Here is a 23,781-nt window from a genome sequence, read left to right as displayed (position 1 = left end):
TTAATTTCCGCCTTTCCTCATAGTTACTTTGCGGATTTTAGCTGTAATCAATAAAAATATCGGAAAAACGATTGTGACAAGAAGTCCTAATCTCCCAACAATACCAATAAGGTCATACATTTGCAGGGTATTTTCAGGAAACATTGCGATTACAAAAACAATAGGTAGTAAAAAAAACGAGAACATTTTATGATCTTTCAAGCCGAATAATTGCTTTATGACTTGTATGGTAAGCATATAGCTTGAATAAATTGTTGTAAAAACAGCTGTCACCCAAATGGCTAAAAAAACAACATCCAAGCGTTGTAAAAGGTTTCCAGGCAAGGAAGTGGCTCTTGCAAGTTCTAGGGTGGGCCACATGGTTTTTTTCATTTCTTCTGGCCCGAAGACAGCAAGCGTTGCTATTACAATCATTATATATAAGACTCCTGATATGATGGTTCCCCAGACAGCTGCTTTCATCGCTTTTTCGGGTCTTTTCATATGAGGAATAATAATTGTCAAAATAAAAGCAGTTTGAAACAAAGCTGCTATGGTTATCACTCCAGAAAACATTCCGCTTGGTCCATTACCAAAAAGTGGTTGTAGATAAAGAGAATTGGCATTCTTTAATGATACTGCCACAATGACTAATGCAGGAATTAAGATAGCAGGAACATAAAAATTATGGATATAGGCGAATGTATTTAAATTGTCGCGAGTAAAAATGGCGGCCAACAATAACATGGCAAGAACAGTTACTTCCAGAGGGGTCTCTTTCAAAACAGCAGTGACTACTACTGCACCAAATTCTCTTGAAGCAAATCCCGTTAAGATCAAAAAGAAAGCGATTATGGCCAAGCCGTACATGCGACCTAGCCATTTCCCAAGAATGACTTCACTATATTCAATAATGGATTGATTCGAAAAGCGTATTCCCAATTTAGTAATCACCCATAGTCCAATAAAAAAGACGATAACCGCTAAAAATGTGACAAAAGGAGCCCCTGTGTCGGCAATGCGAACAGAAATAAGTGGAAGCCGTAATACGCCCACTCCAATGATTGTACTAATTAGTATTGTTGCCGTTTGAACGATTGTTATTTCTCGCAGATGTGCCATCTTCGTCTACCTCCGAACGTTCATTGCTTACATTTGCCGATTCTAATGGATTGGTTGGTACTGTTTTCGTTTCTTTGTTTAATCCCGCTCGAATTGTATTTGGGCTATGGAGAAATTCAGGCCTTTTTGGCATCCACCAAAAAGGGAATCTAATCACAACGTCCTTCATTCCTTGAGCATTCCCGGGAGAGACTGGGCTCATATATGGGACGCCAAATGATTTTAATGAAAGCATGTGATTGAGGATTACAATGATACCTATCATTACACCATAAAGACCAAAGATTCCTGCAAGGATCGCCAAAGGAAAACGTAACATACGTAAAGCAAATGACGCATTGTATACAGGAGTGGCAAAAGATCCAATCGTGGTGATTGCAATAACGACAACTGTAATAGGGCTTGCAAGTCCAGCTGCTACTGCTGCATCTCCAATTACTAAAACACCTACAATCGACAAAGCACCACCAATTTGTTTTGGAAGGCGCACGGTCGCTTCTCGTAATATTTCCATGGCACCTTCCATTATTAATACTTCAACAACAGCTGGGAAAGGAACCCCTGCTCGTCCGCCTGCAACCGCAACCGCAAATTCGGTAGGCAGCAACTCAGGATTAAACGAAATAAACGAGACATATAGGGATGGAACAATTAATGAGAAGACGAGTGCTAATATACGAACCAATCTTGTAAAACTTCCGAGTAAAAAACGAGTTGAATAATCTTCTGTTGCCTGATAAAACTGATTAAAGACAACGGGTACAAGTAAAGCAAAGGGAGATCCATCAACAAGAACTGCTACTCGTCCTTCAATCAAGTTACCAACCGCACTATCCGGACGTTCAGTTAATAAAGTTTGTGGAAAAGGAGAAAAATGATTATCTTCAATAAACTGTTCCAGATAACCGACATCAAGTATGGCATCAATATCAATTTTCGATAAACGATGTTCAACCTCGTCTACCAATGCTTGGTTTGTAATCCCCTTCATATAGCATATAGCTACTTTTGATTTTGTAAGTCGCCCAACCTTCATCGTTTTTACACAAAAATCTGATGTTGGCAAACGATATCGCAATAGACCGATATTAGTTCCAAGTCGTTCAATAAATCCTTCTCGTGGACCGATAATGACTTGCTCTGTTTCAGGCTGAGTAACAGCCCTTTTTTCAACATTACGTGTATCGACATGGAGAGCGTGTAAAGCACCATTAATGACGATGACTGTTTCGCCGGCAATTATTGCTTCAACTAGTTTTACTAGATTTACTTCAAGTTGTACTTCACTGTGATAAAGGACTTCTTCTAGCAAAATTTGAGGGATCTTGTGATTATTTATCTTTTTACTTACATGTTCTGGTGATGACATAAGTGGTTTTAAAATATCATTATTTATTACAGTATGATCAACTAAATTTGAAATATAGAATATAGCAGCGGACTGTGTTCCAAATATTGAAAATCTCCTGATTATAAAGTCGTCACTTTCTCCTAGTAAACTGCTTATAAAATCAATTGTATCCTCTAATTTTTCTTTTAAATCTTGCTGTTTTAGCTCCTGTAGTGTCTTATGTGGAACTTGCTCTATCTCTTGTTTGTTGCTCTGTCTATACTTTTTTCGGTTCCATACTGGCATTTTCTATCCCTCATTGGTAGTAAATTGTACTATTGTCAGTATGTGCAACCTAATTGTAATTATGTAGGAAGAAAAAGTGACTTTTAATAAAAAATGGTGGGGGTTCAACATTGGTTTCTGGAGAGTAATAAATACTAAATTTGTTTTGAAGATAATAATATGGGGTATTCTATATTATATAGAGGAGGGATCATTTTGGCTGCAAAAGTGATAGGTGTTTTTGAGGATCAACAAGAGGTTGTGATTAAAATTAAACAATATCAATCGGACGGAATGGATCCAAATCAATTTTCGGTTATGGCAAGGGATGAAGATACAACAGAATTTATTCATGATAAAACAGATGTAGAAGAAAAAGAGCCCGCAAATGAAGGTGCTTTCGGCATAATTGGTGGCTTTTTAGCTGGTATTGGTGGAGGTCTATATGTCCCCGGAATAGCAACCCCTGCTATTGGGCCATATGTAGCTGCTGGACCAATAGCCTCGACTTTCTCTGGTGGTAGTTATGAAGAGCTAAAAAAAATGTTTACGACGATGGGAATGGATGAATATTCGGCTGAAGAATATATTGAGGACTTAAATAAAGGCAGGATTATTCTTTTCTTAGAAAATGGAGAGTAACAGCAATAATACATCAAAAAACACCGCAATCTTTAATAGCGGTGTTCTTTGTTTTTTAAATTTAATGCTTTAAAGCTTGCGAAATGTAAGTGAATTTCCCATACTTATATATGAAATATGTTTTTATGAAAAATGGATTATTCGTAAGTAAAGGAGCAGAGCAAAGGGATGGAGAATATTGAAAAGAAATTGCATCAGTTTATGAAAGATAATGTGTCAAATATGACGACCGACTGGTTTAATCAAGTTTTTTCAAGTGGTGTCGGTGTATATGCACAACCAAAGGATTCAGAAACATATAAACAAATGAGGGAAATGAATTACAAATTCAACAATGCTGTAACGGAAAGTTTGTTTGGGGAAGAGACTTATCTAAAGGAATGGGCAGATGCGATTGCATCTAGTCGTTCAAGCACAGAGACGCCATTATATGATGTAATAGTTAATTTTTCTCTTTTTCGAGGTATTTATTATTCCTATCTTGAACAGTTTATATCTAGCAATAATGAGGTATCCGGTAAAACGGTGATCAGTTGGGTAAAAGCGATTAGTAGCAAATTTGATGAAGCTACGGAGCTTGTCACAAAAAAGTATATTCATGATTACGAATATATTCTTTCTTCACAGCAAGAGATGATTCTCGTGTTAGGTACACCGGTGATCAAAGTAGATGAAGGACTTGGAATTATCCCGCTTGTCGGAGAGATTGATACATACAGAGCATCTAAAATAATGGAGCAGAGTGTACAGAAGGCTAGTAATATGCAATTAGAAAATGTTATTCTTGATTTGTCTGGCGTACCAGTAATTGATACAATGGTAGCGAATCAAATTTTCCAATTAGGAGATACTTTTAATTTACTAGGGATAGAAATGATGCTTACTGGGATAAGACCAGAAATTGCTCAAACAAGCATAAGTCTTGGAGTAGATTTTTCAAAGATGAAAACTTTTGCACATTTGCATCAAGCTATTATGTATTTACGGAAATTGTAACTGAATTTAATTATGAAAATAACCACCGGGTACACTGCCGGGATTTTTTGATGCAAGGAGACGACTCGATATGAAAAAGACAGGCAAAAAAGGACCAACTACAGCTCGGGCTCAATCCAATAGAAAGCGTCTCGTTTTGCTGATGTTTTTTGTTCCGTTAATTTTGTTGCTATTTTTTATCATGTATAGCAATCCCAAAATAAAAGAACAAGTGAAGACACCTGAAATTCCACCTGAATATATTCCAATATATAAGGCAGCTGAAAAAGAGTACGGTGTACCTGCTTATTTATTAGCGGCGCATCATCGAGTGGAAACTATTTTTTCTACGATGGATCCTTTGCTATCTCCTGCGGGAGCAGAAGGGCATATGCAATTTATGCCTTGCACTTTTGTAGGATGGACACATCCAACTTGTGAGGGACTTGGACAAGGAGAAATTCCTGAAAAAGAAAAATCAGACCCTGCTATTATTAAAAAATATGGTGGGTATGGGGTGGATGCAAATGGAGATGGCATAGCCGATCCATATGATATTGAAGATGCTATTTTTAGTGCAGCTAATTTTTTATCAAAATATGGTGCTGCAGATGGGGACATAAAAAAGGCAATATATGCCTACAACCACAGTGAAAAATATGTAGATGATGTACTTTATTACGTAAATATATATAAAGATTTGATCAATTAAAAAAACGGAAGCAATGCTCCCGTTTTTTTAAAAAAGTTTATATAGATTTCTTAGCTGTGTTTACGGCCTCTCGCCATTGAACCCAAAATTAGACTCAAGATGAATACGAGTAGTAATGCACCAATTAACGCTGGTACAATAGCGATTCCAGCGACATCTGGTCCCCAATTTCCGAAGATAGCTCCGCCAAGCCAAGCGCCAATAATACCTGCAATAATGTTCCCAATAATGCCACCAGGAATATCTTTACCTAAAATCAAACCTGCTAACCAACCTATTATCCCACCTACGATAAGATATAATAAAAAGCCCATTTATATCCATCTCCTTTTTGAATTTCATTAATTTTTTGCTTGGTTATATTATTACCTGTTATGTCTCTGGATAAACATTTATTTAAAATCGAATGGATTTTTGGGAGTTCATATAAATAAAAAATTGTATAAGGAAGTGCATAAGAGTTGGGTAAGAAGCTTTTATTTTTATGTTCATGTATTTTTTTGTTATTAGGATGTTCAGTAAATAATGATTCAAACAGTTTGATGGGTACCGTTGTCCGGACGGTAGATGGGGATACGATCGAAGTGAAAATGAATAATGGCGACATTGAAAAAGTAAGAATGATATTAATTGACACCCCAGAAACAAAACATCCACGTTTAGGAGTACAACCATTTGGTATAGAAGCATCTGATTTTACAAAAGAATTTTTAACGGACAAAGAAGTAAGGTTAGAACTCGATGTTTCTGAAAGAGATAGATATGGAAGACTACTAGCCTATGTTTGGGCGGACGGTGAAAATTTCAATAAAGTGCTTGTAGAGGAAGGATTAGCACGGGTTGCAATATTTCCCCCAGATATTAAGTATGTAGATGAGTTTGAGGAAGTACAAAATATTGCTAGGTCAAAAGAAATCGGAATATGGTCATTAGAAAACTATGCCCATGAAAAAGGCTATAATTCGGTGGACAAAGAAATAGCATCAAATAAAGATTGTCAAATCAAAGGGAATATTAATAGCAAAAAAGACAAGATTTATCATTTGCCGACAGGACAATATTATGATCAAGTTATTCCAGAAATGTGGTTTTGTACTGAAAAAGAGGCAGTAGATGCAGGTTTTCGGGCTTCCCAAAAGTAAAAAATAAAATGAAATATGTCAATTTATCATATTAAATTATATTATTTTTGAGGATTATTTGATATGATTAAAGGTGGAATTTTTATATGTAGAGCTAAATATGGTTTGATAAGATTTACTTATTAAAAACCATAACATTCTCGTTATTTACTTATTGGTGAGATTATTATAAACTAATAGGGAAGAATGATTAGTTTTATTACATGATTATTTATTGTGAGTATTTTAAAAGAGGGGGATTGGCATGACACAATCTAAAACTGATGTTTTTAACGCACGCACTTCTTTTGATGTCGGCGGAAAACGTTATCATTATTATCGCCTAGCAGCTTTAGAAGAAGCTGGTGTGGCAAAAGTTTCAAACTTGCCTTATTCTATTAAAGTATTATTGGAATCTGTTCTTCGACAAATGGACGGACGTGTTATTACGAAAGAACATGTTGAAAACTTAGCAAAATGGGCTACTGATGAAGTGGTAGATGGAGAAGTTCCATTTAAACCATCCCGTGTAATTCTTCAAGACTTTACAGGAGTACCGGCTGTTGTGGATCTTGCTTCACTAAGAAAAGCGATGTCAGATCTAGGCGGAGATGCGGAGAAAATCAATCCTGAAATACCTGTAGACTTAGTTATTGACCACTCAGTACAAGTAGACACTTATGGATCTCCATCTGCATTACAAGTCAATATGGATTATGAATTTGAACGTAATGCTGAACGCTACCAATTCTTAAGTTGGGCACAAAAAGCATTTGACAATTATCGCGCAGTTCCACCAGCTACTGGTATTGTTCATCAAGTTAATTTGGAGTATTTAGCAAACGTTGTACATGCAATTGAAACACCATCAGGTGATTATGAAGCATATCCGGATACACTTTTTGGAACAGACTCTCATACTACGATGATTAACGGTATCGGTGTATTAGGTTGGGGTGTTGGTGGAATCGAAGCGGAAGCTGGAATGCTTGGTCAGCCTTCATATTTCCCAATTCCTGAAGTGGTTGGCGTAAAATTAACAGGAGAACTACCTAATGGTGCTACAGCAACAGATTTGGCATTGAAAGTTACTCAAGTACTTCGTTCTCATGGAGTGGTTGGGAAATTTGTCGAGTTTTATGGTGAAGGCGTTGCGAGCTTGCCGCTTGCAGATAGAGCGACTATTGCTAATATGGCTCCGGAATACGGTGCTACATGCGGATTTTTCCCCGTTGATGAAGAAGCATTAAATTATTTACATTTAACTGGACGCGACGAAGAACAAATTAAGCTAGTAGAAGTTTATTTAAAAGAAAATGATATGTTCTTTACGACGGATAAAGAAGATCCTGTTTATAAAGACATTGTAGAAATAGACCTTTCTGTAATTGAAGCAAACTTATCAGGACCTAAACGTCCACAAGATTTAATCCCACTATCACAGATGCAAAAGTCCTTCAAAGAAGCAATGCAATCTCCTGTAGGGAATCAAGGTTTTGGTTTAGAGCCGGCTGAAATTACGAAATTAGTAAAAGTTAAATTTAATAATGGCGATGAAGCAACGATGAAAACAGGTGCTATAGCCATTGCCGCAATTACTAGCTGTACAAATACATCTAACCCATACGTAATGTTGGGGGCTGGTTTACTTGCACAAAAGGCGGTAGAAAAAGGCCTCGAAGTTCCTAAGTATGTGAAAACATCTTTAGCTCCAGGGTCCAAAGTAGTAACTGGTTATTTACGTGATGCAGGTTTAATGGAATACTTATCAAAACTTGGTTTCGATTTAGTTGGCTATGGTTGTACAACTTGTATCGGGAACTCTGGACCATTGAAAGATGAGATTGAAGAAGCAATTACTGAAAGTGATTTGCTCGTTACATCTGTTCTCTCAGGTAATCGAAACTTTGAAGGTAGAATCCATCCGTTAGTAAGAGGAAACTATCTTGCTTCACCTCCGCTAGTTGTTGCATATGCACTAGCAGGGACAGTAGATATCGACTTAAATAATGAGCCATTGGGCAAAGATAAAGATGGTAATGATGTATTTATGAAAGATATTTGGCCAACTAAAGAAGAAATTGTTGCAGTTGTTCAAAAAACAGTAACACCTGAGTTGTTTAGAAAAGAATATGAGCATGTGTTTGATGATAACAAACGTTGGAATGAAATTAAAACAACGAATGAACCATTGTATACTTGGAATAATGATTCTACTTATATTCAAAACCCGCCGTTTTTTGAAAACCTATCAACTGATCTTGATACAATTAAGCCATTATCAGGATTACGTATTGTTGGTAAGTTTGGCGATTCTGTTACGACTGACCATATTTCACCAGCAGGTGCAATTGGTAAAGACACACCAGCAGGGAAATATTTACTAGAAAATGGCGTACAACCTCGCGACTTTAACTCATACGGTTCCCGTCGTGGTAACCATGAAGTAATGATGCGTGGAACTTTCGCAAATATTCGTATTCGTAACCAAGTTGCTCCAGGCACAGAAGGTGGATTCTCCACTTATTGGCCAACTGGAGAAGTTGATTCTATATATGACACTTGCATGCGTTATAAAGATGATGGTACTGATCTTGTTGTACTTGCTGGTAAGGATTATGGAATGGGCTCTTCACGTGACTGGGCAGCGAAAGGTACTACACTGTTAGGTATTAAAACAGTTATTGCTGAAAGTTTTGAAAGGATTCATCGTTCAAACCTTGCATTAATGGGTGTTCTACCGCTTCAATTCAAGAAAGGCGAAAATGCCGATGTACTTGGATTGACGGGTAAAGAAGTAATTAATGTCCACATTGATGAAAATATCAAACCACGTGATATTGTCAAAGCTACAGCAACAGATGAGGATGGCAATAAAAAGGAATTTGACGTACTTGTTCGTTTTGATTCTGATGTTGAAATCGATTATTATCGTAATGGTGGAATTTTGCCGATGGTTTTACGTGGAAAACTTGTCAACTAATAAAAGTGAAAACACTTTGCTGCATAAAACAGCAAAGTGTTTTTTTTATTCTATAAAAAGGAGAATCTTAAGAAGTGCTTTTTGGTCTTTGGTTAACGCCATAGATGCAAACTGAAGGGCAGCATTGCTTTGTTTTGGAATGAAATATGTCCATAAAATGTCGTAAATATAATAAAACATCAAAAAGTTTGAAAATTTGGTTTAATGGAGTGGAATTATGCGAATACTATAAGTAGTATATTTATAAGGAGTGATAAATCATGAGAAGAGTAGGTAAAAAAACTTTTAACGATCTTGTTCAAGAAAATCGGCAAGCACTGTTAAATGATGCCACTGCATTAAAAAAGATAGAAGATAAACTGGAAGAAAAGCATGTACGTAAAGCATAACATTTTTTCATAATTCCTCCCCGCTCGGTAATAATGATATAGAAGGGAGGAGTGAAGAGATGGGTAATCCAAAAAGAAGTCAACAAAATTATACTCCTGATAATCTTGGGGAAAAAAGAAATGCCTCAATTAGTAATAAAGGAGAGCAAATGGCAAATAAAACAGATAAAGAACCTATCGTAATCCAAACGAAAGGTGAATAAACCAACAACCAACATAGACAAACAACTAAGAGGTGCTCATGATGGACTACAATAAAGCAAAACCCGATGATCGTAGTGATAATGCAGAGAAACTGGAACAGATGGTTCAAAATACGTATGAAAACATTGAAAAAGCGGAAGAAACAATTCAATTTTCAGACGGAGAAAATATCCAAAAAATTAAGGATAAAAATGAAAAACGCCGTGCTAGTATAGAAGGAATGAAAGCAGAAATACAAGATGAAACGAATGCTCAAAATAATAAATATCAGTAAGAAAAAGGTAGCTAAAGCCAATTTAGGCTGTCGAGAAAGTCTCGACAGCTATTTTAAACCTATTTGCACTTATCCTTGCTTTTTCAAATGATAAATATGTGGTAATCAACATCTATCCGTGATATTGAATATGATATTGGTAGTAACATGCCACTCAGCTTCAGCGCTATCCACATATTGGAATTATCCTAGTTTTGAATTTTCAGTTTCCTATAATTGGGCAGGCCATTCTCCATGCGTTAAAGCCTACATGGTGAATATCGGTTTATTAACTCTATCCATGTTACATATAATATTTTACATAATAAAGTCATTCCTATATAGAGACTTCGAGAATGTTACACGCAAACGCATTTTGTGCTCAACGTTCAAGTTTCATATTTTTTATCCAATTTGTCTAAGTACTAGTAGTGTACTTTGCGTTTTTATTCCCTTAATTCCTATCCACGAGATGTGGTTTCCAAACTTATACATGGGAGGCGTTTTTCTTTCGAAGGATAGCCAATAAGTGATAAGATAAGGATATCTATATAGATAAGGTGGATAAAGCAATGGTTATTTCTGAAACTAAGATAGAGGTTCGTTATGCTGAAACAGATCAGATGGGGATTGTATACCATGCTAATTATTTAGTTTGGATGGAAATTGGAAGAACGAAACTAATTGAAGATATCGGATTTAATTATGCGGAAATGGAAAGGGATGGCATACTAGCTCCTGTGACTGAGGTCCGGGTTACATATAAACATCCGGTTAGATATGCAGATAACGTACGTATAACCACTTGGATAGAAAAATATGATGGATTAAGAGCTACTTACGGTTATGAAATATTTACTGAAGACGGAAAGTTAGCTGTTTTTGGGTTTACAGAACATGTATGCGTGAAAAGTGATAGCTTCCGTCCCGTGTCACTCCGGAAAACAAATCCTAAATGGCATGAAGCATACGAGAATGCAAAAAAAACAAAGGTAAACGAGAGGTATTAATCAAATGGCTTTCGGAATATCAAGAAAAAAATTGACTGATTGGAAAAGTGCCATTGATCAAGGAGATGTAGCTTTTCTCACACATTTCTGGATCGACGAACGTTTTCCTGGCATAACTACAGTAACAAAAGTAGGCTGTAGTGATGAGCGGCAACTAATAGAATGGGGGAAAATGCACGGTTTAAAGCATGAATGGATACATTTTCGCCCAGATGGCTATTCGCATTTTGACTTGCTTGGAAAAAAGCAAGTGGAAGTATTAACAACCGAAGGACTTATAGAACAATTACAGGACCTGTTAAATAAATGAGAAGAATTAAACGTACGTAATGGGAGGCAACGGGAAATGAATATTGCACTGACAACTAGAGCTTCTGCATGGTTTCAAGACGAAATGTTTCTAAATGAAGGAGACTTTGTTCGTTTTTATGTTCGGTACGGGGGTTCAAGTCCCATTCATGAAGGGTTTTCCCTTGGTGTGAATAAAGAAGAGCCTATGGATATAGGTGTAGAGCATAGACAAGATGGAATTATTTATTACGTCGAAGAAAGAGATATATGGTATTTTGATAAGTATGATCTGCTCGTTGATTATGATGAGATTACAGATGGTCCAATATATGAATATAAATAATCGCTTATAGAGGATGTTCAAAAAGTCACCAAATGATAAACAGCGAATTTCTTCGTTGCTCGGTTTTTCCGGTTCTCACGTATTAAAAGCATACGCTGTGATCCTCAAAACTTTCACGCCTCGAACTTCTTGTTTCTAATTTGGCACCTTTTTGAATACGCATTTATATACACGTAAAGCGGAGTCAAATCATTATTCGACTCCGCTTTACTATTTACTGTACAGATTGAAAAAATTTTTTTATGGTTTCACTAGTTTCTGTCGTTAATCCTTTGTCTCTTGCCTCATCTAATGGATATACACGATATTGTCGGAAATTAGTACTAGTTGTAAATGTCGGATGAAGCTCGGCTTCTTGAACGGTAGTAACTGTTTCACTGCCATTATGTTCCTTCTTAATCTTTATTTCTACCATTCCACCAATATCTTTATAATCCCATATTTGCCCGGATAAAAAGTTACCTAATGAATAGATGACAAGTCCTTTTTTTCCATCGGGTTGTTCAATCCATTCCATCGGTTGCAATACATGCGGGTGATGTCCTAAAATGATATCCGCCCCGGCCTGTATAAATTCTTTCGCTTGGTCTTTTTGAATTTGATTTGGTTGGCGTACGTACTCATCACCCCAATGTAGAGCTAATAAGACTAGATCTGCTTGTGGTTTCGCTTTTTCGATATCAGCAAGTACTTGTGAACGGTCAAGCACACTGACAAGATAGTCTTTTCCTTTAGGAATATTTATTCCATTAAAATGAGTTGCATATGCTAGGACCGCTATTCGAATCCCATTTACAGTAATTACTCGCATATTTGCTTTATCTTCAGGGCTTTTGAATGTCCCTGTATAAGGTAGTTTTTTCTTTTCGTAATAATTAATTGCACTTAAAATGGCACGTTCCCCTCTATCAAGGGAATGATTATTAGCGGTCGTCACCATATCCACTCCAGCATTCATGAGTGCGTCGATTATTTCTTGAGGACTGTTAAAAGAAGGATAATTAGATATTCCGATTTCCGTTCCTCCTGGTATTGATTCTTGATTTGCAATTAAAAAGTCAGGTTTTTGAAGTAATGAATGGACGGGTTTGAGTGCTGGGTTAAAATCATAGCCATCATTTGTTTTTGCATCTTCATAAACCGTATCATGAATTAAAATATCACCAATTCCACCAATGGTTGCTTCGGAATAAAAGTTTTTCGTCGCTACTTTTAATGCCTTATTTTGATGGAAGGATAAAGCATGTTGAGACGTGGAAGCTTGTTTCTTTTGAATAAGTAATAAAGCAGTGATGGAAGCCAACAATATAATGGTTAATAATATCCATAAGTTTCGGTTCATCTTCATAATTATTCATTCATTTCTGTAGGTTTTTTTAATACAATATTAGTCTCTTATTAGTGCGTAATCAAAAAGGTGCAAAATTAGGAACCGGAAAAATGGAGCAACGAAGAAATTCGCCGTTTATCATTTGGTCACTTTTTGAACAATCCTCTATTATGTACCTTCTGTCTAGATCCATTTTACTTTAGGCTCTGTTTTATTTTTAATCCGCTGAATATTAGCGCGGTGCCGATAAATAACGAAAAAAGCTAATGCAGATACAACTGCTATTAACGGCCATTCGCCAAATTCAAATATGAGACTGTATAAGAATGCAAAAATTCCTGCGATGATCGATGATAAAGATACATATTTGGATATTTTTAGACTGATTAAGAAAACGGCAATAACTAATAAAAACAGAAGTGGTTGAAAACCCAATAGAATGCCCGCAGACGTGGCTACTGCTTTACCACCTCGAAACCCAGCGAAAATAGGGAACATATGACCAATTACAGCTAATATTCCAGGAAGCAAGGGATGGATAACCATGTCCATGCCAAAAATGAATGGAAGAAATGTAGCGAATGTACCCTTCAATATGTCCGTGAGTGTGACAGCTATCCCTGCCTTCATACCCAATGTTCTAAATGTATTAGTTGCACCGAGATTTCCACTTCCATGCTGTCTAATATCTTTCCCGTAAAATAACTTCCCGACAATTAACCCTGATGGAATTGATCCTAATAAATAAGCTATTACAAGTATGAGTGCATACAACATATTCTTAACTCCTTTGCGCGAATCCTGTTCATTGATTGTACCATGAAGATTCTGTAAATGAAAAAAGTTTTTTAGTGCGTGTTCAAAAAGGTGCTAAATTAGAAACAAGAAGTTCGAGGCGAGAAGGTTTTGAAGATCGGACCTGCAACATGATGTGCTGACTTCTACGTTGCCAACAGGAAGTGGGCGCTTTTAGTAGAAGTTGTACCTATGCCAAACGAAGAAATTCGCCGCTTATCATTTGGTAACTTTTTGAACATCCTCTATATCAATTTACGAAAAAATAAAGATCATTAGTTGCAACAAAGATAATCCTGATTTACGATAGAGAGACAAAGGTGGAACAAGGGAGGAAATAAATAATGCCAGTAGAAAATCCTGATAGACAAGAACTTGGTCAAATATTAAAAAAAGCGAAAAGAATTGCAGTTGTAGGCCTAAGTGATAATCCAGATCGGACATCTTATACTGTATCTGAAGCAATGAAGTATGTTGGTTATGAAATCATTCCGGTTAACCCACAGGTTAAGGAAGTCTTTGGCGTAAAAGCTGTTGCATCATTAAAAGATATAGATGGTCATGTTGACATTGTTAATGTATTTAGACGTTCAGAATTTTTACCCGAGATTGCAAAAGAGTTTTCAGAAATCGATGCAGATGTATTTTGGGCACAACTCGGAGTAGAAAATGAAGAAGCTTACACGTTTTTGAAAGAGAAAGGTTATACTGTTGTTATGGATCGATGCATTAAAGTGGAACATGCTCTAACAAAATAACGGAACTGCAAGCGCCACGCTGCGCTTGCTTTTTTTCTGGATAGGAATCTTATGTTCTTTCGATAAAATTAGAAATCAGGTAATCCGTGTCTAATTTTGACGAATAGGTTGACTATGCTTGGGGTGAAGTTCTCTAGTCGGCTTTCTATACATATACTTGTCGTCGATAAGTTGGTGCCATATACTTTTCTTTAGCTAATAATCATCGTAGATAAGTAATAATAAGGTGCCTATTTGCCAAAACTATCGTCTGGGATATAAAATAGAAATACCATGTATAAAATTATGTGATATAATTATGCGAACAAATGTTTGTTTTAAGGCGGAAAGCCTGTTGCTGAAAGGGGAATATGAGTGGCACAAAATAAGATAGAATTTGACTATAATGATGAATCCATCCAAGTATTAGAAGGTTTAGAGGCTGTTAGAAAGCGGCCAGGGATGTATATTGGTTCGACAGATACAAGGGGATTACATCACCTTGTATATGAGATTGTCGATAACTCGGTAGATGAGGCACTAGCAGGTCATGGAAATGATATTATTATAAAAATTCATAAAGATAATAGTATAAGTGTAGAAGATAATGGTAGAGGTATGCCGACGGGAATGCACGCAACTGGAAAACCGACTACTGAGGTCATTTTGACTGTATTACATGCTGGTGGAAAGTTTGGTCAAGGTGGCTACAAAACGAGCGGTGGATTACATGGTGTTGGTGCTTCCGTAGTAAACGCATTATCGGAATGGTTAACCGTTACCGTTAAAAAAGATGGAGTTATATATGAACAACAATTTCATCATGGTGGCAAACCGAAAACAACGCTAGAAAAGATCGGAAAAACAAAACAGACTGGAACAACGATACATTTTAAACCTGACCCATCCATATTCAGCACATTAGTATATAATTATGATTCTTTGAGTGAGCGTTTACGAGAATCCGCCTTTTTGTTAAAAGGCTTTAAAATAGAATTATATGACTTGCGTAATGATGTACAAGATGTGTTTTGCTATGAAAACGGCGTGGAAGCATTTGTGGAATATTTAAATGGCGAAAAAGATGTGCTACATCAAGTTGCATCATTAGAAGGAAAATCAAATGAAATAGAAGTGGATTTTGCTTTTCAATTTAATGACGGATATTCGGAAAATATGCTTTCTTTTGTCAATAATGTTCGTACGAAAGACGGAGGCACACATGAAATAGGTGCTAGAACGGCAATGACAAGGGTATTTAATGAACATGCGCGCAGAACTGGATTATTAAAAGAGAAAGATAAAAATCTCGAAGGTTCAGATATAAGAGAAGGTCTTGCTGCCATTGTATCTGTAAGAATCCCGGAAAAAATGCTTCAGTTTGAAGGACAAACAAAGGGGAAACTCGGAACCAGTGAAGCACGCTCAGCCGTTGATACAGTTGTATCAGAGCATTTGGCCTATTTTTTAGCTGAAAATCATGCTGTTAGTACATTACTCGTTAAAAAAGCGGTTAAAGCTTCCCAAGCTCGTGAAGCAGCACGTAAAGCGCGTGAAGCAGCGAGAAGTGGTAAAAACCGTAGAAAATCAGATGCACTATTATCTGGCAAGCTGACACCTGCTCAATCTAGAAATCCGGAAAAAAATGAATTATACCTAGTGGAAGGTGACTCTGCTGGTGGGTCAGCAAAGCAAGGACGGGATAGACGCTTTCAAGCAGTCCTGCCACTACGAGGTAAGGTTATTAATACGGAAAAGGCTAAGCTACAGGATATTTTCAAAAATGAAGAAATCAATACGATTATTCATACGATCGGTGCAGGTGTTGGAACTGATTTTGTCGTTGGAGATACAAACTATGACAAAATTGTTATCATGACAGATGCTGATACAGATGGTGCTCATATTCAAGTACTATTACTTACCTTCTTTTACCGATATATGAAGCCATTACTTGAAGCAGGTAAAATCTTCATCGCTTTACCACCTTTATATAAAGTCAGTAAAGGAAGCGGTAAAAAAGAAGTGATTCAATATGCTTGGACAGATGAAGAACTCGGTGGTGTGATAAAAAAGGTTGGTAAAGGGTATATGCTCCAACGTTACAAAGGGCTTGGTGAAATGAACGCCGATCAACTTTGGGACACAACGATGAATCCTGAAACAAGAACGCTGATACGAGTGTTAATTGATGATGCTGCACGAGCAGAAAGAAGAGTTACAACATTGATGGGCGATAAGGTAGAGCCCCGCAGGAAATGGATTGAAGGTAATGTCCAATTTGGTATGGAAGAGGATCAAAGTATATTAGAAAACGATAATTTGATTACCGATAGGAGGCAATAAGTTCTTATGAACAAAGAAGAAATTTTTCAAGATTTACCGCTTGAAGATGTTATTAGCGATCGCTTTGGCCGCTATAGTAAATACATTATTCAAGAGCGTGCTTTGCCGGATGCTAGAGACGGTTTAAAGCCTGTTCAGCGTCGGATTCTATTTGCAATGCATACAGAAGGTAATACAGCGGAAAAAGGATTTAGAAAGTCAGCTAAAACAGTCGGAAATGTAATTGGTAATTATCATCCCCATGGGGACACATCTGTGTATGATGCGATGGTAAGAATGAGCCAATCGTGGAAAGGCAGAAAAATGCTTGTCGAAATGCACGGTAATAACGGAAGTGTAGATGGAGATCCTCCGGCAGCAATGAGATATACAGAAGCAAGATTGTCACAAGTATCATCTGAATTATTACGAGATATTGAAAAAAGTACAGTAGACTTCATCCCGAATTTCGATGACACCTCATCTGAACCTACCGTTTTGCCTGCAAGATTTCCCAATCTACTAGTCAATGGCTCAACAGGAATTTCAGCTGGATATGCCACTGACATCCCTCCTCATCATCTCGGTGAAGTAATAGATGCAGTAGTGATGCGAATGGATCATTCTAATTGTAGTGTGGAAAAACTGATGACTGTTATAAAAGGCCCTGATTTTCCTACTGGAGGAATTATTCAAGGTGTGGATGGCATTCAGAAAGCATATGAAACCGGCAAAGGGAGAATGATTGTTAGAGGGAAGACAGAGATTGAAACTATGCGGGGCGGGCGTCAGCAAATTGTGATTACGGAAATACCGTATGATGTCAATAAAGCTAATCTCGTTAAACGCATGGATGAGTTTAGATTAGATCGGAAGCTGGAAAGTATCGCTGAAGTGAGAGATGAAACAGATAGAACAGGGATGCGCATCGTTGTTGAGTTAAAAAAAGAAGCTGATACAGAAAGCATTCTAAACTATTTATTTAAAAACAGTGATCTACAAGTTACATATAACTTTAATATGGTGGCAATTGTAAATAAAAGACCAAAATTAATGGGATTGCTTGACTTGCTTGATGCATATATTGCTCATCAGAAAGAAATAGTTGCTAACCGCTCTCGCCATGACCTTGAAAAAGCGATAGAAAGACAACATATCGTTGAAGGTTTAATGAAAGCTCTCTCCATTTTAGACGAAGTTATTGCTACAATTCGTGGTTCTAAAGATAAGCGTAATGCAAAGGATAACTTAATCACAGCATTTCAATTTACTGAAGAACAAGCGGAAGCAATCGTATCCTTGCAACTTTATCGCTTAACAAATACAGATATTACGGCATTACAAGCAGAAGCGGATCAACTCTCGCAGGCAATAGAATCGTTAACAGCAATTTTAGAAAGCGAGCAAAAATTGTTAAACGTCATTAAAAAAGAGCTGAAAGAAATCAAGAAAAAGTATAATGATGAGCGTCGAACAATTATTCAAGATAAAATATCAGAAATTAAAATAAATCTTGAGGCAATGATTCCAAGTGAAGATGTGATTGTAACTGTTACGAAGGAAGGCTATATCAAACGGACGAGTGTAAGGTCATACACTGCTTCTAATGGACAAGACCTAGCGATGAAAGAGTCCGATCACTTATTGCTGCAGTCGGAAATAAATACAACAGATACCATTTTATTATTCACAAACAAAGGAAACTTTTTGTATTTCCCTGTACATGAACTTCCTGATATTCGTTGGAAGGATTTAGGTCAGCATATTGCTAGCTTACTTCCGATTGCAAATGATGAAGAAGTGATAAAAGCCATTCCGATCGCTGACTTTGAACAAAAAGTTAATCTTCTCTTTATTACGAAGCATGGGATGATTAAAAAAACAGAACTGCAATTATATAAAGTACAACGTTATTCACGGCCACTAGTTGCTGTAAATGTGAAAAAGAATGATGCGTTAGTAGATGTTCACATAACGGATGGTAGCGCGGATATATTTATTGCAACCCATCATGGATATGGTCTGTGGTTTTCTGAAGAGGAAATTGGCCTTGTCGGTATAAGGGCAGCAGGTGTAAAAGGAATCAATTTAAAAGATGATGACTATGTCGTTAACGGGGAAACCTTTACAACTAAAGACAGTACGTCCATATTCATTGCCACACAGCGTGGAGCAGTTAAAAAAATGAAAATAACTGAGTTTGAAAAAGGCAGCCGTAATAAACGCGGGCTTGTTATGTTACGTGAACTAAAGAAAAACCCACATAGAATAGCAGGCATGAAAATTATCGAAAATGATTTGAGTTTTACACTAGAAATGACTAAAGGGAAAGATGAAGAAATTTCCCCAAGTTCATTAAGGTTCACTGATCGATATTCAAATGGATCATTTGTTACCGATGAAACGGTTAGTGGCGATGTTTTAAGACTAAGAAGAAATCTATAAATTGACTAATAACCACCAATTATTAGTTATTTTTTATCAGAAGGTCCTTGTTTTTAAAAAGGGCTTTCTTTTTTTTGAAAAAATTATAAATATACTGTTGAATTTATTTTTATTCAACGTATAATAGAAAACATCACATATTTCACATCGTTTATGCATTTTTACGTATTTAAATGTATTTTCAGAAGAAATGATTGAATAAACATAGGAGTGAATGTAATGAGAGCAGGCGTAGTTGGTGCAACAGGTTATGGCGGAGCTGAACTGCTTCGGATTTTGCATACACATCCACATATAAAAGTTACATCATTATATAGTTCAACCAAAAATGGTGAAAATATTACCGATCATTATCCACATCTTCAGGCAAACTTTCCAATGAAGCTTGAAGATATTAACCCGACAAAAATGGCACAACAAACAGATATCATTTTTTTAGCAGTTCCTTCAGGTATCGCTTCTACCTTGGCTCCACAGCTCTTAGAGGCTGGTTGCACTGTCATTGATTTGTCAGGTGATTTTCGTTTGAAAGAGTCTGATGAATATGAAAATTGGTACAAGAAAAAAGCAGCTCCTAAAGCTTGGCTTGATCAAGCAGTCTATTGCATTCCAGAATTAAACAGACAAGAGCTGAAAGATACGAAATTTATCTCGAATCCAGGTTGCTACCCAACAGCTACATTATTGGGGTTAGCACCTTTAGCAAAAGCAAACCTACTAAAAGAAGACTCCATTATTATTGATGCGAAATCTGGTGTATCTGGTGCAGGACAAACAGCTAGTTTTGGCACGATTTATAATGAATTAAATGAAAATTTAAAGATTTATAAAGTAAATGAACATCAGCATATACCGGAAATAGAACAAATGCTTCAGCATTGGGGCCAAACTTCTCCAATCACATTTCATACCCATCTTGTGCCGATGACTCGAGGGATTATGGCAACTATTTATACATCATTAAATGATACGATAACAGAAGATCGTCTGTATAAGTTATACGAAGATTTTTATGAGAATGAACCATTTGTGAGATTGAGAGATCCAGGCAAATTCCCCGCTACTAAAGAGGTTTCAGGATCAAACTACTGTGATATTGGTGTGACTTTGGATAAGCGGACAGGAAGAGTCACGATTGTATCTGTTATTGATAATTTGATGAAGGGTGCTGCTGGCCAAGCGATTCAAAATGCAAATATATTACTAGGGTATGAAGAGACTGCCGGTCTAACATACAGCCCTGTATATCCATAATTTTTAAAGGAGTGAAGAAAATGCAAATGGAATATCAACAGCAAATGACGAAAATAAAAGAAGGAACAATTGTATCACCACTTGGCTTTACCGCAGCAGGCATCCATACGAAAGTGAAGCGCAAGCGCAAAGATTTAGGATTAATTTTTTGTGATGTACCGGCTGAAACAGCAGCAGTATACACACTAAATCAAATTATTGCTGCTCCATTGACAGTCACGAAGGAAAGCATTGCTTCAGAAGGGAAAATCCAGGCAGTAGTGATTAATAGTGGGAACGCTAATGCATGCACGGGAAGCCAAGGCATGCTTGATGCCTATACAATGCGTGATACGGTTGCAAAACAATTTTCAATAAAAAATAATTATGTCGCAGTAGCCTCTACAGGTATTATTGGAGAAAATATGCCAATGGATAAAATCACTCCTGGTATATCTCAACTTTTACCAAAGAAAAATGACGAAGCCGCATTATCCTTTAATGAATCCATTTTGACGACAGATACAATAATGAAATCTACATGTTATGAAGTAGAGATAAATGGTGTGAAAGTAAAGATGGCAGGGTCTGCTAAAGGGTCAGGCATGATTGCACCGAATATGGCTACGATGCTTGGCTTTATTACTACAGATGCTAATATCTCAAATGAGTGTTTACAAACTGCATTAAAAGAAGTAACAGACGAAACCTTTAATCGAATTACTGTCGATGGAGATACGTCAACGAATGATATGGTTCTTGTAATGGCCAGTGGTATGGCAGGAAATGACTCACTTACACCTGAACATAGTGAATGGGAAACCTTCCATCGTCTACTAAAGCAAGTATGTGAAGACTTAGCGGTCATGATTGCTAGAGATGGTGAAGGAGCTACAAAGCTAATTGAAGTTCTAGTAACGGGAGCTCATACGAACGAAGAAGCAGGAATAGTAGCTAAATCTGTTGTTGGTTCAGATCTTGTAAAAACAATGGTCTTTGGTTCTGATCCTAACTGGGGTAGAGTCATGATGGCAGTAGGAAAAAGCGGTGTTAAGATAGATCCAAATAAAATCGATATTGCACTAGGCGATCATACTCTATTATTTCAGAGTGAGCCTACTAATTATGCGGAATCAGAACTTACTAAGTATTTAAATAATGAAAAAGTAATAATTAACATTAATTTAAACATTGGTTTTGGAGCAGGAAAAGCTTGGGGTTGTGATCTAACATATGATTATGTACGAATCAATGCTAGTTACAGAACATAATCGCCGAAATGAAGTAAAGGAGGAAACGAGAAATGGGAAAAATCATCGTTATTAAATGTGGGGGGAGTATGATTGAATCCCTTACAGATGAGTTTTATGAAAGTATCAAAAACCTACAAACGCTTGGATATCAACCCGTTATTGTTCACGGTGGTGGTCCAGCTATCAATTCTATGCTTGATAAAATGAAGATACAGTCAGAATTTGTGAATGGATTACGGAAAACAACGAGCGAAGTAATGGATGTCGTTGAAATGGTTCTATCAGGTTCTATCGCAAACAAACTTGTTCGTCAGTTACAAGCGCATGGAATACCGTCGATTGGCATTAATGGTGCTGATAATGGTCTCCTATATGCAGAAGCAAAAGACAAAGATAATTTAGGTTTTGTAGGTCAGATCACAAAAATTAATAAAGATGTAATTAATAAATTACTATCCATTAACATGGTCCCTGTTATTTCTCCGATTGCTATCGGTATAGATGGAGTCGATTGTTATAATATTAATGCGGATACAGCAGCAGGTGAAATTGCAGTCGCTTTAGAGGCATATAAGCTTTTATTCGTGACAGATGTACCAGGAGTATTAAAAGATGGAGAAATGATTAAAGATGCAACGAATAAAGAAATATTGGCATTAATTGATGATGGAACAATTTATGGTGGCATGATACCAAAGGTAATGGCTGCTATCCAAGGCTTAGAAGGCGGTATGAATGAAGCGGTAATTGTCAGCGGAAAAACGCCTCTAATCGAAGGAGCAGATATGCTAGGAACAATTATCCGAAAAGAAGTGGAGGTTGAAGAAATTTATGAGCAATCTGTTTGAAAACTATGGTAGATGGGATATCGAGATAGTTAGTGGTAGTGGCACAAAGGTCTATGATGCGGAAGAGAAAGAATATCTTGATTTTACATCTGGTATTGGCGTATGTAATGTCGGTCATTGTAATCCACAAGTAGTAGCCGCGATGGAAGCACAAATAAATAAGCTTTGGCATACTTCTAATTTATTTATCCATTCACTACAAGAAGAAGTTGCTGGAAAGCTTGTACAACATTCAATGGGATCTGCGGTGTTCTTTTGTAATAGCGGAGCAGAAGCCAATGAGGCAGCGATCAAACTAGCTAGGAAGTATACTGGAAAGTCGAAGATCATTACTTTTAATCAGTCCTTTCACGGGAGAACACTTGGAACAATTGCAGCTACAGGTCAAGATAAAGTCAAGGAAGGTTTTGGGCCATTACTTGAAACATTTATCCATCTGCCCTTTAATGATTTGGCAGCTTTAGAAAATGAACTTGATCATGAAACAGCAGCAGTTATGTTGGAAGTAATTCAAGGCGAAGGTGGAGTCAATCCCGCTGAGGAAGCATTTATACAAGGAGTAGATAAACTTTGTAAGGAAAAAGATATCTTACTTATAGTTGATGAGGTACAGACAGGAATCGGTCGTACTGGTAAAGCTTTTGGATATCAGCATTATCATATTTCTCCTGATATCATTACTTCAGCTAAAGGTCTCGGTAACGGATTTCCAACCGGAGCAATGATCGGAACAGATAAAGTTAAAACAGCTTTTAATCCTGGAAGTCATGGATCTACATTTGGTGGCAATCCGCTTGCTATGGCTGCGGCAAATGCGACATTAGATATTGTAATGAACGAAACTTTTTTAGCGGAAGTAGAAGAAAAAGGATATTATCTCTCTGAAAAACTTGCTGATATATTTGCTGATATTCCTGAGTTTATGGCCAACCGACATAAAGGTTTGATCATGGGATTCGAATTTAGTACAGAAGTGAGTACCGTGGTATCATTATTAAGAAAAAATGGTTTATTAGTAATAACTGCGGGACCGAATGTCATTAGGTTACTGCCTCCACTTACGGTGACATATGAGGAAATAAATGAAGCACTCAAGATTGTTCATCACACATTATTGGAATTAAAACAATTAACATGATATATTTTTTTGAATATAATGTATAAAGATGCATTATT

At 36.8% G+C, this 23,781-nt stretch carries 23 protein-coding genes; 18 read left to right on the top strand and 5 right to left on the bottom strand.

What is annotated here, in order from left to right; genetic code table 11:
* Nucleotides 1–1,101 (bottom strand): GerAB/ArcD/ProY family transporter, encoded by a 1,101-nt coding sequence (locus MHB53_RS03310; protein WP_340915725.1) that lies wholly within the window; start codon nucleotides 1,099–1,101, stop codon nucleotides 1–3.
* Nucleotides 1,049–2,737, bottom strand: a complete 1,689-nt coding sequence (locus tag MHB53_RS03305; protein WP_340915724.1) for a spore germination protein — start codon at nucleotides 2,735–2,737, stop codon at nucleotides 1,049–1,051. The genes MHB53_RS03310 and MHB53_RS03305 overlap by 53 nt, the downstream gene beginning before the upstream one ends.
* A 195-nt stretch (nucleotides 2,738–2,932) precedes the next feature.
* Between MHB53_RS03305 and MHB53_RS03300 the strand changes: the two genes are divergently transcribed.
* The 3 genes from MHB53_RS03300 to MHB53_RS03290 all read left to right on the top strand — a co-directional run bounded on the left by MHB53_RS03300 (nucleotide 2,933) and on the right by MHB53_RS03290 (nucleotide 5,045).
* Complete coding sequence (locus tag MHB53_RS03300) at nucleotides 2,933–3,358, top strand: general stress protein (RefSeq protein WP_340915723.1); 426 nt, start codon at nucleotides 2,933–2,935, stop codon at nucleotides 3,356–3,358.
* Between the two features lie 168 nt (nucleotides 3,359–3,526).
* Nucleotides 3,527–4,354: an STAS domain-containing protein gene (locus MHB53_RS03295; RefSeq protein ID WP_340915722.1), complete on the top strand. Its 828-nt coding sequence runs from the start codon at nucleotides 3,527–3,529 to the stop codon at nucleotides 4,352–4,354.
* 70 nt (nucleotides 4,355–4,424) lie between these two features.
* A complete protein-coding gene (locus tag MHB53_RS03290; protein ID WP_340915721.1) occupies nucleotides 4,425–5,045 on the top strand; it encodes a lytic transglycosylase domain-containing protein in 621 nt (206 codons plus the stop codon).
* A 50-nt stretch (nucleotides 5,046–5,095) separates the two neighbouring features.
* On the opposite strand, the gene MHB53_RS03285 is transcribed toward MHB53_RS03290, so the two are convergent.
* Nucleotides 5,096–5,359 carry a GlsB/YeaQ/YmgE family stress response membrane protein gene (locus MHB53_RS03285; RefSeq protein WP_340915720.1) on the bottom strand — a complete coding sequence of 88 codons (264 nt, stop codon included), beginning with the start codon at nucleotides 5,357–5,359 and terminating at the stop codon, nucleotides 5,096–5,098.
* A gap of 147 nt (nucleotides 5,360–5,506) precedes the next feature.
* On the opposite strand from MHB53_RS03285, the gene MHB53_RS03280 reads away from it, so the two are divergent.
* The 8 genes from MHB53_RS03280 (at nucleotide 5,507) to MHB53_RS03245 (ending at nucleotide 11,639) form a co-directional block, all read left to right on the top strand.
* Nucleotides 5,507–6,187, top strand: coding sequence for a thermonuclease family protein (locus tag MHB53_RS03280; protein WP_340915719.1), 681 nt, complete (start codon nucleotides 5,507–5,509; stop codon nucleotides 6,185–6,187).
* 244 nt (nucleotides 6,188–6,431) lie between these two features.
* Nucleotides 6,432–9,149 (top strand): aconitate hydratase AcnA, encoded by a 2,718-nt coding sequence (gene acnA / locus MHB53_RS03275; protein ID WP_340915718.1) that lies wholly within the window; start codon nucleotides 6,432–6,434, stop codon nucleotides 9,147–9,149.
* Nucleotides 9,150–9,409: 260 nt separating this feature from the next.
* Nucleotides 9,410–9,538: an FbpB family small basic protein gene (locus MHB53_RS03270; protein WP_340915717.1), complete on the top strand. Its 129-nt coding sequence runs from the start codon at nucleotides 9,410–9,412 to the stop codon at nucleotides 9,536–9,538.
* A 59-nt stretch (nucleotides 9,539–9,597) separates the two neighbouring features.
* Entirely contained in the window at nucleotides 9,598–9,741 is a 144-nt protein-coding gene (gene sspN / locus MHB53_RS03265; RefSeq protein ID WP_340915716.1) for a small acid-soluble spore protein N, read from the top strand.
* Nucleotides 9,742–9,782: 41 nt separating this feature from the next.
* Nucleotides 9,783–10,016 (top strand): small acid-soluble spore protein Tlp, encoded by a 234-nt coding sequence (tlp, locus tag MHB53_RS03260; protein ID WP_340915715.1) that lies wholly within the window; start codon nucleotides 9,783–9,785, stop codon nucleotides 10,014–10,016.
* A 551-nt stretch (nucleotides 10,017–10,567) separates the two neighbouring features.
* A complete protein-coding gene (locus MHB53_RS03255) occupies nucleotides 10,568–11,005 on the top strand; it encodes an acyl-CoA thioesterase (RefSeq protein WP_340915714.1) in 438 nt (145 codons plus the stop codon).
* Between the two features lie 4 nt (nucleotides 11,006–11,009).
* Nucleotides 11,010–11,315 carry a hypothetical protein gene (locus tag MHB53_RS03250; RefSeq protein ID WP_340915713.1) on the top strand — a complete coding sequence of 102 codons (306 nt, stop codon included), beginning with the start codon at nucleotides 11,010–11,012 and terminating at the stop codon, nucleotides 11,313–11,315.
* Nucleotides 11,316–11,351: 36 nt separating this feature from the next.
* Nucleotides 11,352–11,639: a HesB/YadR/YfhF family protein gene (locus MHB53_RS03245; protein ID WP_340915712.1), complete on the top strand. Its 288-nt coding sequence runs from the start codon at nucleotides 11,352–11,354 to the stop codon at nucleotides 11,637–11,639.
* Nucleotides 11,640–11,853: 214 nt separating this feature from the next.
* Here the strand turns inward: MHB53_RS03245 and MHB53_RS03240 are convergent, their stop codons facing one another.
* Complete coding sequence (locus tag MHB53_RS03240; protein ID WP_340915711.1) at nucleotides 11,854–12,987, bottom strand: CapA family protein; 1,134 nt, start codon at nucleotides 12,985–12,987, stop codon at nucleotides 11,854–11,856.
* Nucleotides 12,988–13,152: 165 nt separating this feature from the next.
* A complete protein-coding gene (gene plsY / locus MHB53_RS03235; protein ID WP_340915710.1) occupies nucleotides 13,153–13,746 on the bottom strand; it encodes a glycerol-3-phosphate 1-O-acyltransferase PlsY in 594 nt (197 codons plus the stop codon).
* A gap of 362 nt (nucleotides 13,747–14,108) precedes the next feature.
* Between plsY and MHB53_RS03230 the strand changes: the two genes are divergently transcribed.
* From MHB53_RS03230 to MHB53_RS03200, 7 genes are all read left to right on the top strand, one after another.
* Nucleotides 14,109–14,522, top strand: a complete 414-nt coding sequence (locus MHB53_RS03230) for a CoA-binding protein (protein WP_340915709.1) — start codon at nucleotides 14,109–14,111, stop codon at nucleotides 14,520–14,522.
* Between the two features lie 354 nt (nucleotides 14,523–14,876).
* Nucleotides 14,877–16,847, top strand: a complete 1,971-nt coding sequence (gene parE, locus MHB53_RS03225) for a DNA topoisomerase IV subunit B (protein ID WP_340915708.1) — start codon at nucleotides 14,877–14,879, stop codon at nucleotides 16,845–16,847.
* A gap of 6 nt (nucleotides 16,848–16,853) precedes the next feature.
* A complete protein-coding gene (parC, locus tag MHB53_RS03220) occupies nucleotides 16,854–19,271 on the top strand; it encodes a DNA topoisomerase IV subunit A (RefSeq protein WP_340915707.1) in 2,418 nt (805 codons plus the stop codon).
* A gap of 219 nt (nucleotides 19,272–19,490) precedes the next feature.
* Nucleotides 19,491–20,525: an N-acetyl-gamma-glutamyl-phosphate reductase gene (gene argC / locus MHB53_RS03215; protein WP_340915706.1), complete on the top strand. Its 1,035-nt coding sequence runs from the start codon at nucleotides 19,491–19,493 to the stop codon at nucleotides 20,523–20,525.
* 20 nt (nucleotides 20,526–20,545) lie between these two features.
* Nucleotides 20,546–21,775 (top strand): bifunctional glutamate N-acetyltransferase/amino-acid acetyltransferase ArgJ, encoded by a 1,230-nt coding sequence (gene argJ / locus MHB53_RS03210; protein ID WP_340915705.1) that lies wholly within the window; start codon nucleotides 20,546–20,548, stop codon nucleotides 21,773–21,775.
* A gap of 32 nt (nucleotides 21,776–21,807) precedes the next feature.
* Entirely contained in the window at nucleotides 21,808–22,605 is a 798-nt protein-coding gene (argB, locus tag MHB53_RS03205) for an acetylglutamate kinase (protein ID WP_340915704.1), read from the top strand.
* On the top strand, nucleotides 22,589–23,743 hold the full coding sequence (locus MHB53_RS03200; protein ID WP_340915703.1) for an acetylornithine transaminase: 1,155 nt from the start codon (nucleotides 22,589–22,591) through the stop codon (nucleotides 23,741–23,743). Before argB ends, MHB53_RS03200 begins: the two co-directional genes overlap by 17 nt.
* Nucleotides 23,744–23,781 lie beyond the last annotated feature (38 nt).

It is taken from the genome of Bacillus sp. FSL K6-3431 (genome assembly GCF_038002605.1).
GTDB lineage: Bacteria > Bacillota > Bacilli > Bacillales > Bacillaceae_C > Lederbergia.
Note: the sequence above shows the minus strand (reverse complement) of the source record. Positions and strands in the feature narration are given on the sequence as shown.

Bases quoted from the DNA above. Each gene is read 5' to 3' on its own strand.
- plsY (WP_340915710.1), bottom strand. From the start codon at position 13,746: ATGTTGTATGCACTCATACTTGTAATAGCTTATTTATTAGGATCAATT.
- MHB53_RS03285 (WP_340915720.1), bottom strand. From the start codon at position 5,359: ATGGGCTTTTTATTATATCTTATCGTAGGTGGGATAATAGGTTGGTTA.
- MHB53_RS03240 (WP_340915711.1), bottom strand. From the start codon at position 12,987: ATGAAGATGAACCGAAACTTATGGATATTATTAACCATTATATTGTTG.
- MHB53_RS03255 (WP_340915714.1), top strand. From the start codon at position 10,568: ATGGTTATTTCTGAAACTAAGATAGAGGTTCGTTATGCTGAAACAGAT.
- argC (WP_340915706.1), top strand. From the start codon at position 19,491: ATGAGAGCAGGCGTAGTTGGTGCAACAGGTTATGGCGGAGCTGAACTG.
- MHB53_RS03270 (WP_340915717.1), top strand. From the start codon at position 9,410: ATGAGAAGAGTAGGTAAAAAAACTTTTAACGATCTTGTTCAAGAAAAT.
- MHB53_RS03230 (WP_340915709.1), top strand. From the start codon at position 14,109: ATGCCAGTAGAAAATCCTGATAGACAAGAACTTGGTCAAATATTAAAA.
- acnA (WP_340915718.1), top strand. From the start codon at position 6,432: ATGACACAATCTAAAACTGATGTTTTTAACGCACGCACTTCTTTTGAT.
- MHB53_RS03250 (WP_340915713.1), top strand. From the start codon at position 11,010: ATGGCTTTCGGAATATCAAGAAAAAAATTGACTGATTGGAAAAGTGCC.
- argJ (WP_340915705.1), top strand. From the start codon at position 20,546: ATGCAAATGGAATATCAACAGCAAATGACGAAAATAAAAGAAGGAACA.
- MHB53_RS03305 (WP_340915724.1), bottom strand. From the start codon at position 2,737: ATGCCAGTATGGAACCGAAAAAAGTATAGACAGAGCAACAAACAAGAG.
- tlp (WP_340915715.1), top strand. From the start codon at position 9,783: ATGGACTACAATAAAGCAAAACCCGATGATCGTAGTGATAATGCAGAG.
- parC (WP_340915707.1), top strand. From the start codon at position 16,854: ATGAACAAAGAAGAAATTTTTCAAGATTTACCGCTTGAAGATGTTATT.
- MHB53_RS03310 (WP_340915725.1), bottom strand. From the start codon at position 1,101: ATGGCACATCTGCGAGAAATAACAATCGTTCAAACGGCAACAATACTA.
- MHB53_RS03245 (WP_340915712.1), top strand. From the start codon at position 11,352: ATGAATATTGCACTGACAACTAGAGCTTCTGCATGGTTTCAAGACGAA.
- MHB53_RS03295 (WP_340915722.1), top strand. From the start codon at position 3,527: ATGGAGAATATTGAAAAGAAATTGCATCAGTTTATGAAAGATAATGTG.
- sspN (WP_340915716.1), top strand. From the start codon at position 9,598: ATGGGTAATCCAAAAAGAAGTCAACAAAATTATACTCCTGATAATCTT.
- argB (WP_340915704.1), top strand. From the start codon at position 21,808: ATGGGAAAAATCATCGTTATTAAATGTGGGGGGAGTATGATTGAATCC.
- MHB53_RS03200 (WP_340915703.1), top strand. From the start codon at position 22,589: ATGAGCAATCTGTTTGAAAACTATGGTAGATGGGATATCGAGATAGTT.
- MHB53_RS03290 (WP_340915721.1), top strand. From the start codon at position 4,425: ATGAAAAAGACAGGCAAAAAAGGACCAACTACAGCTCGGGCTCAATCC.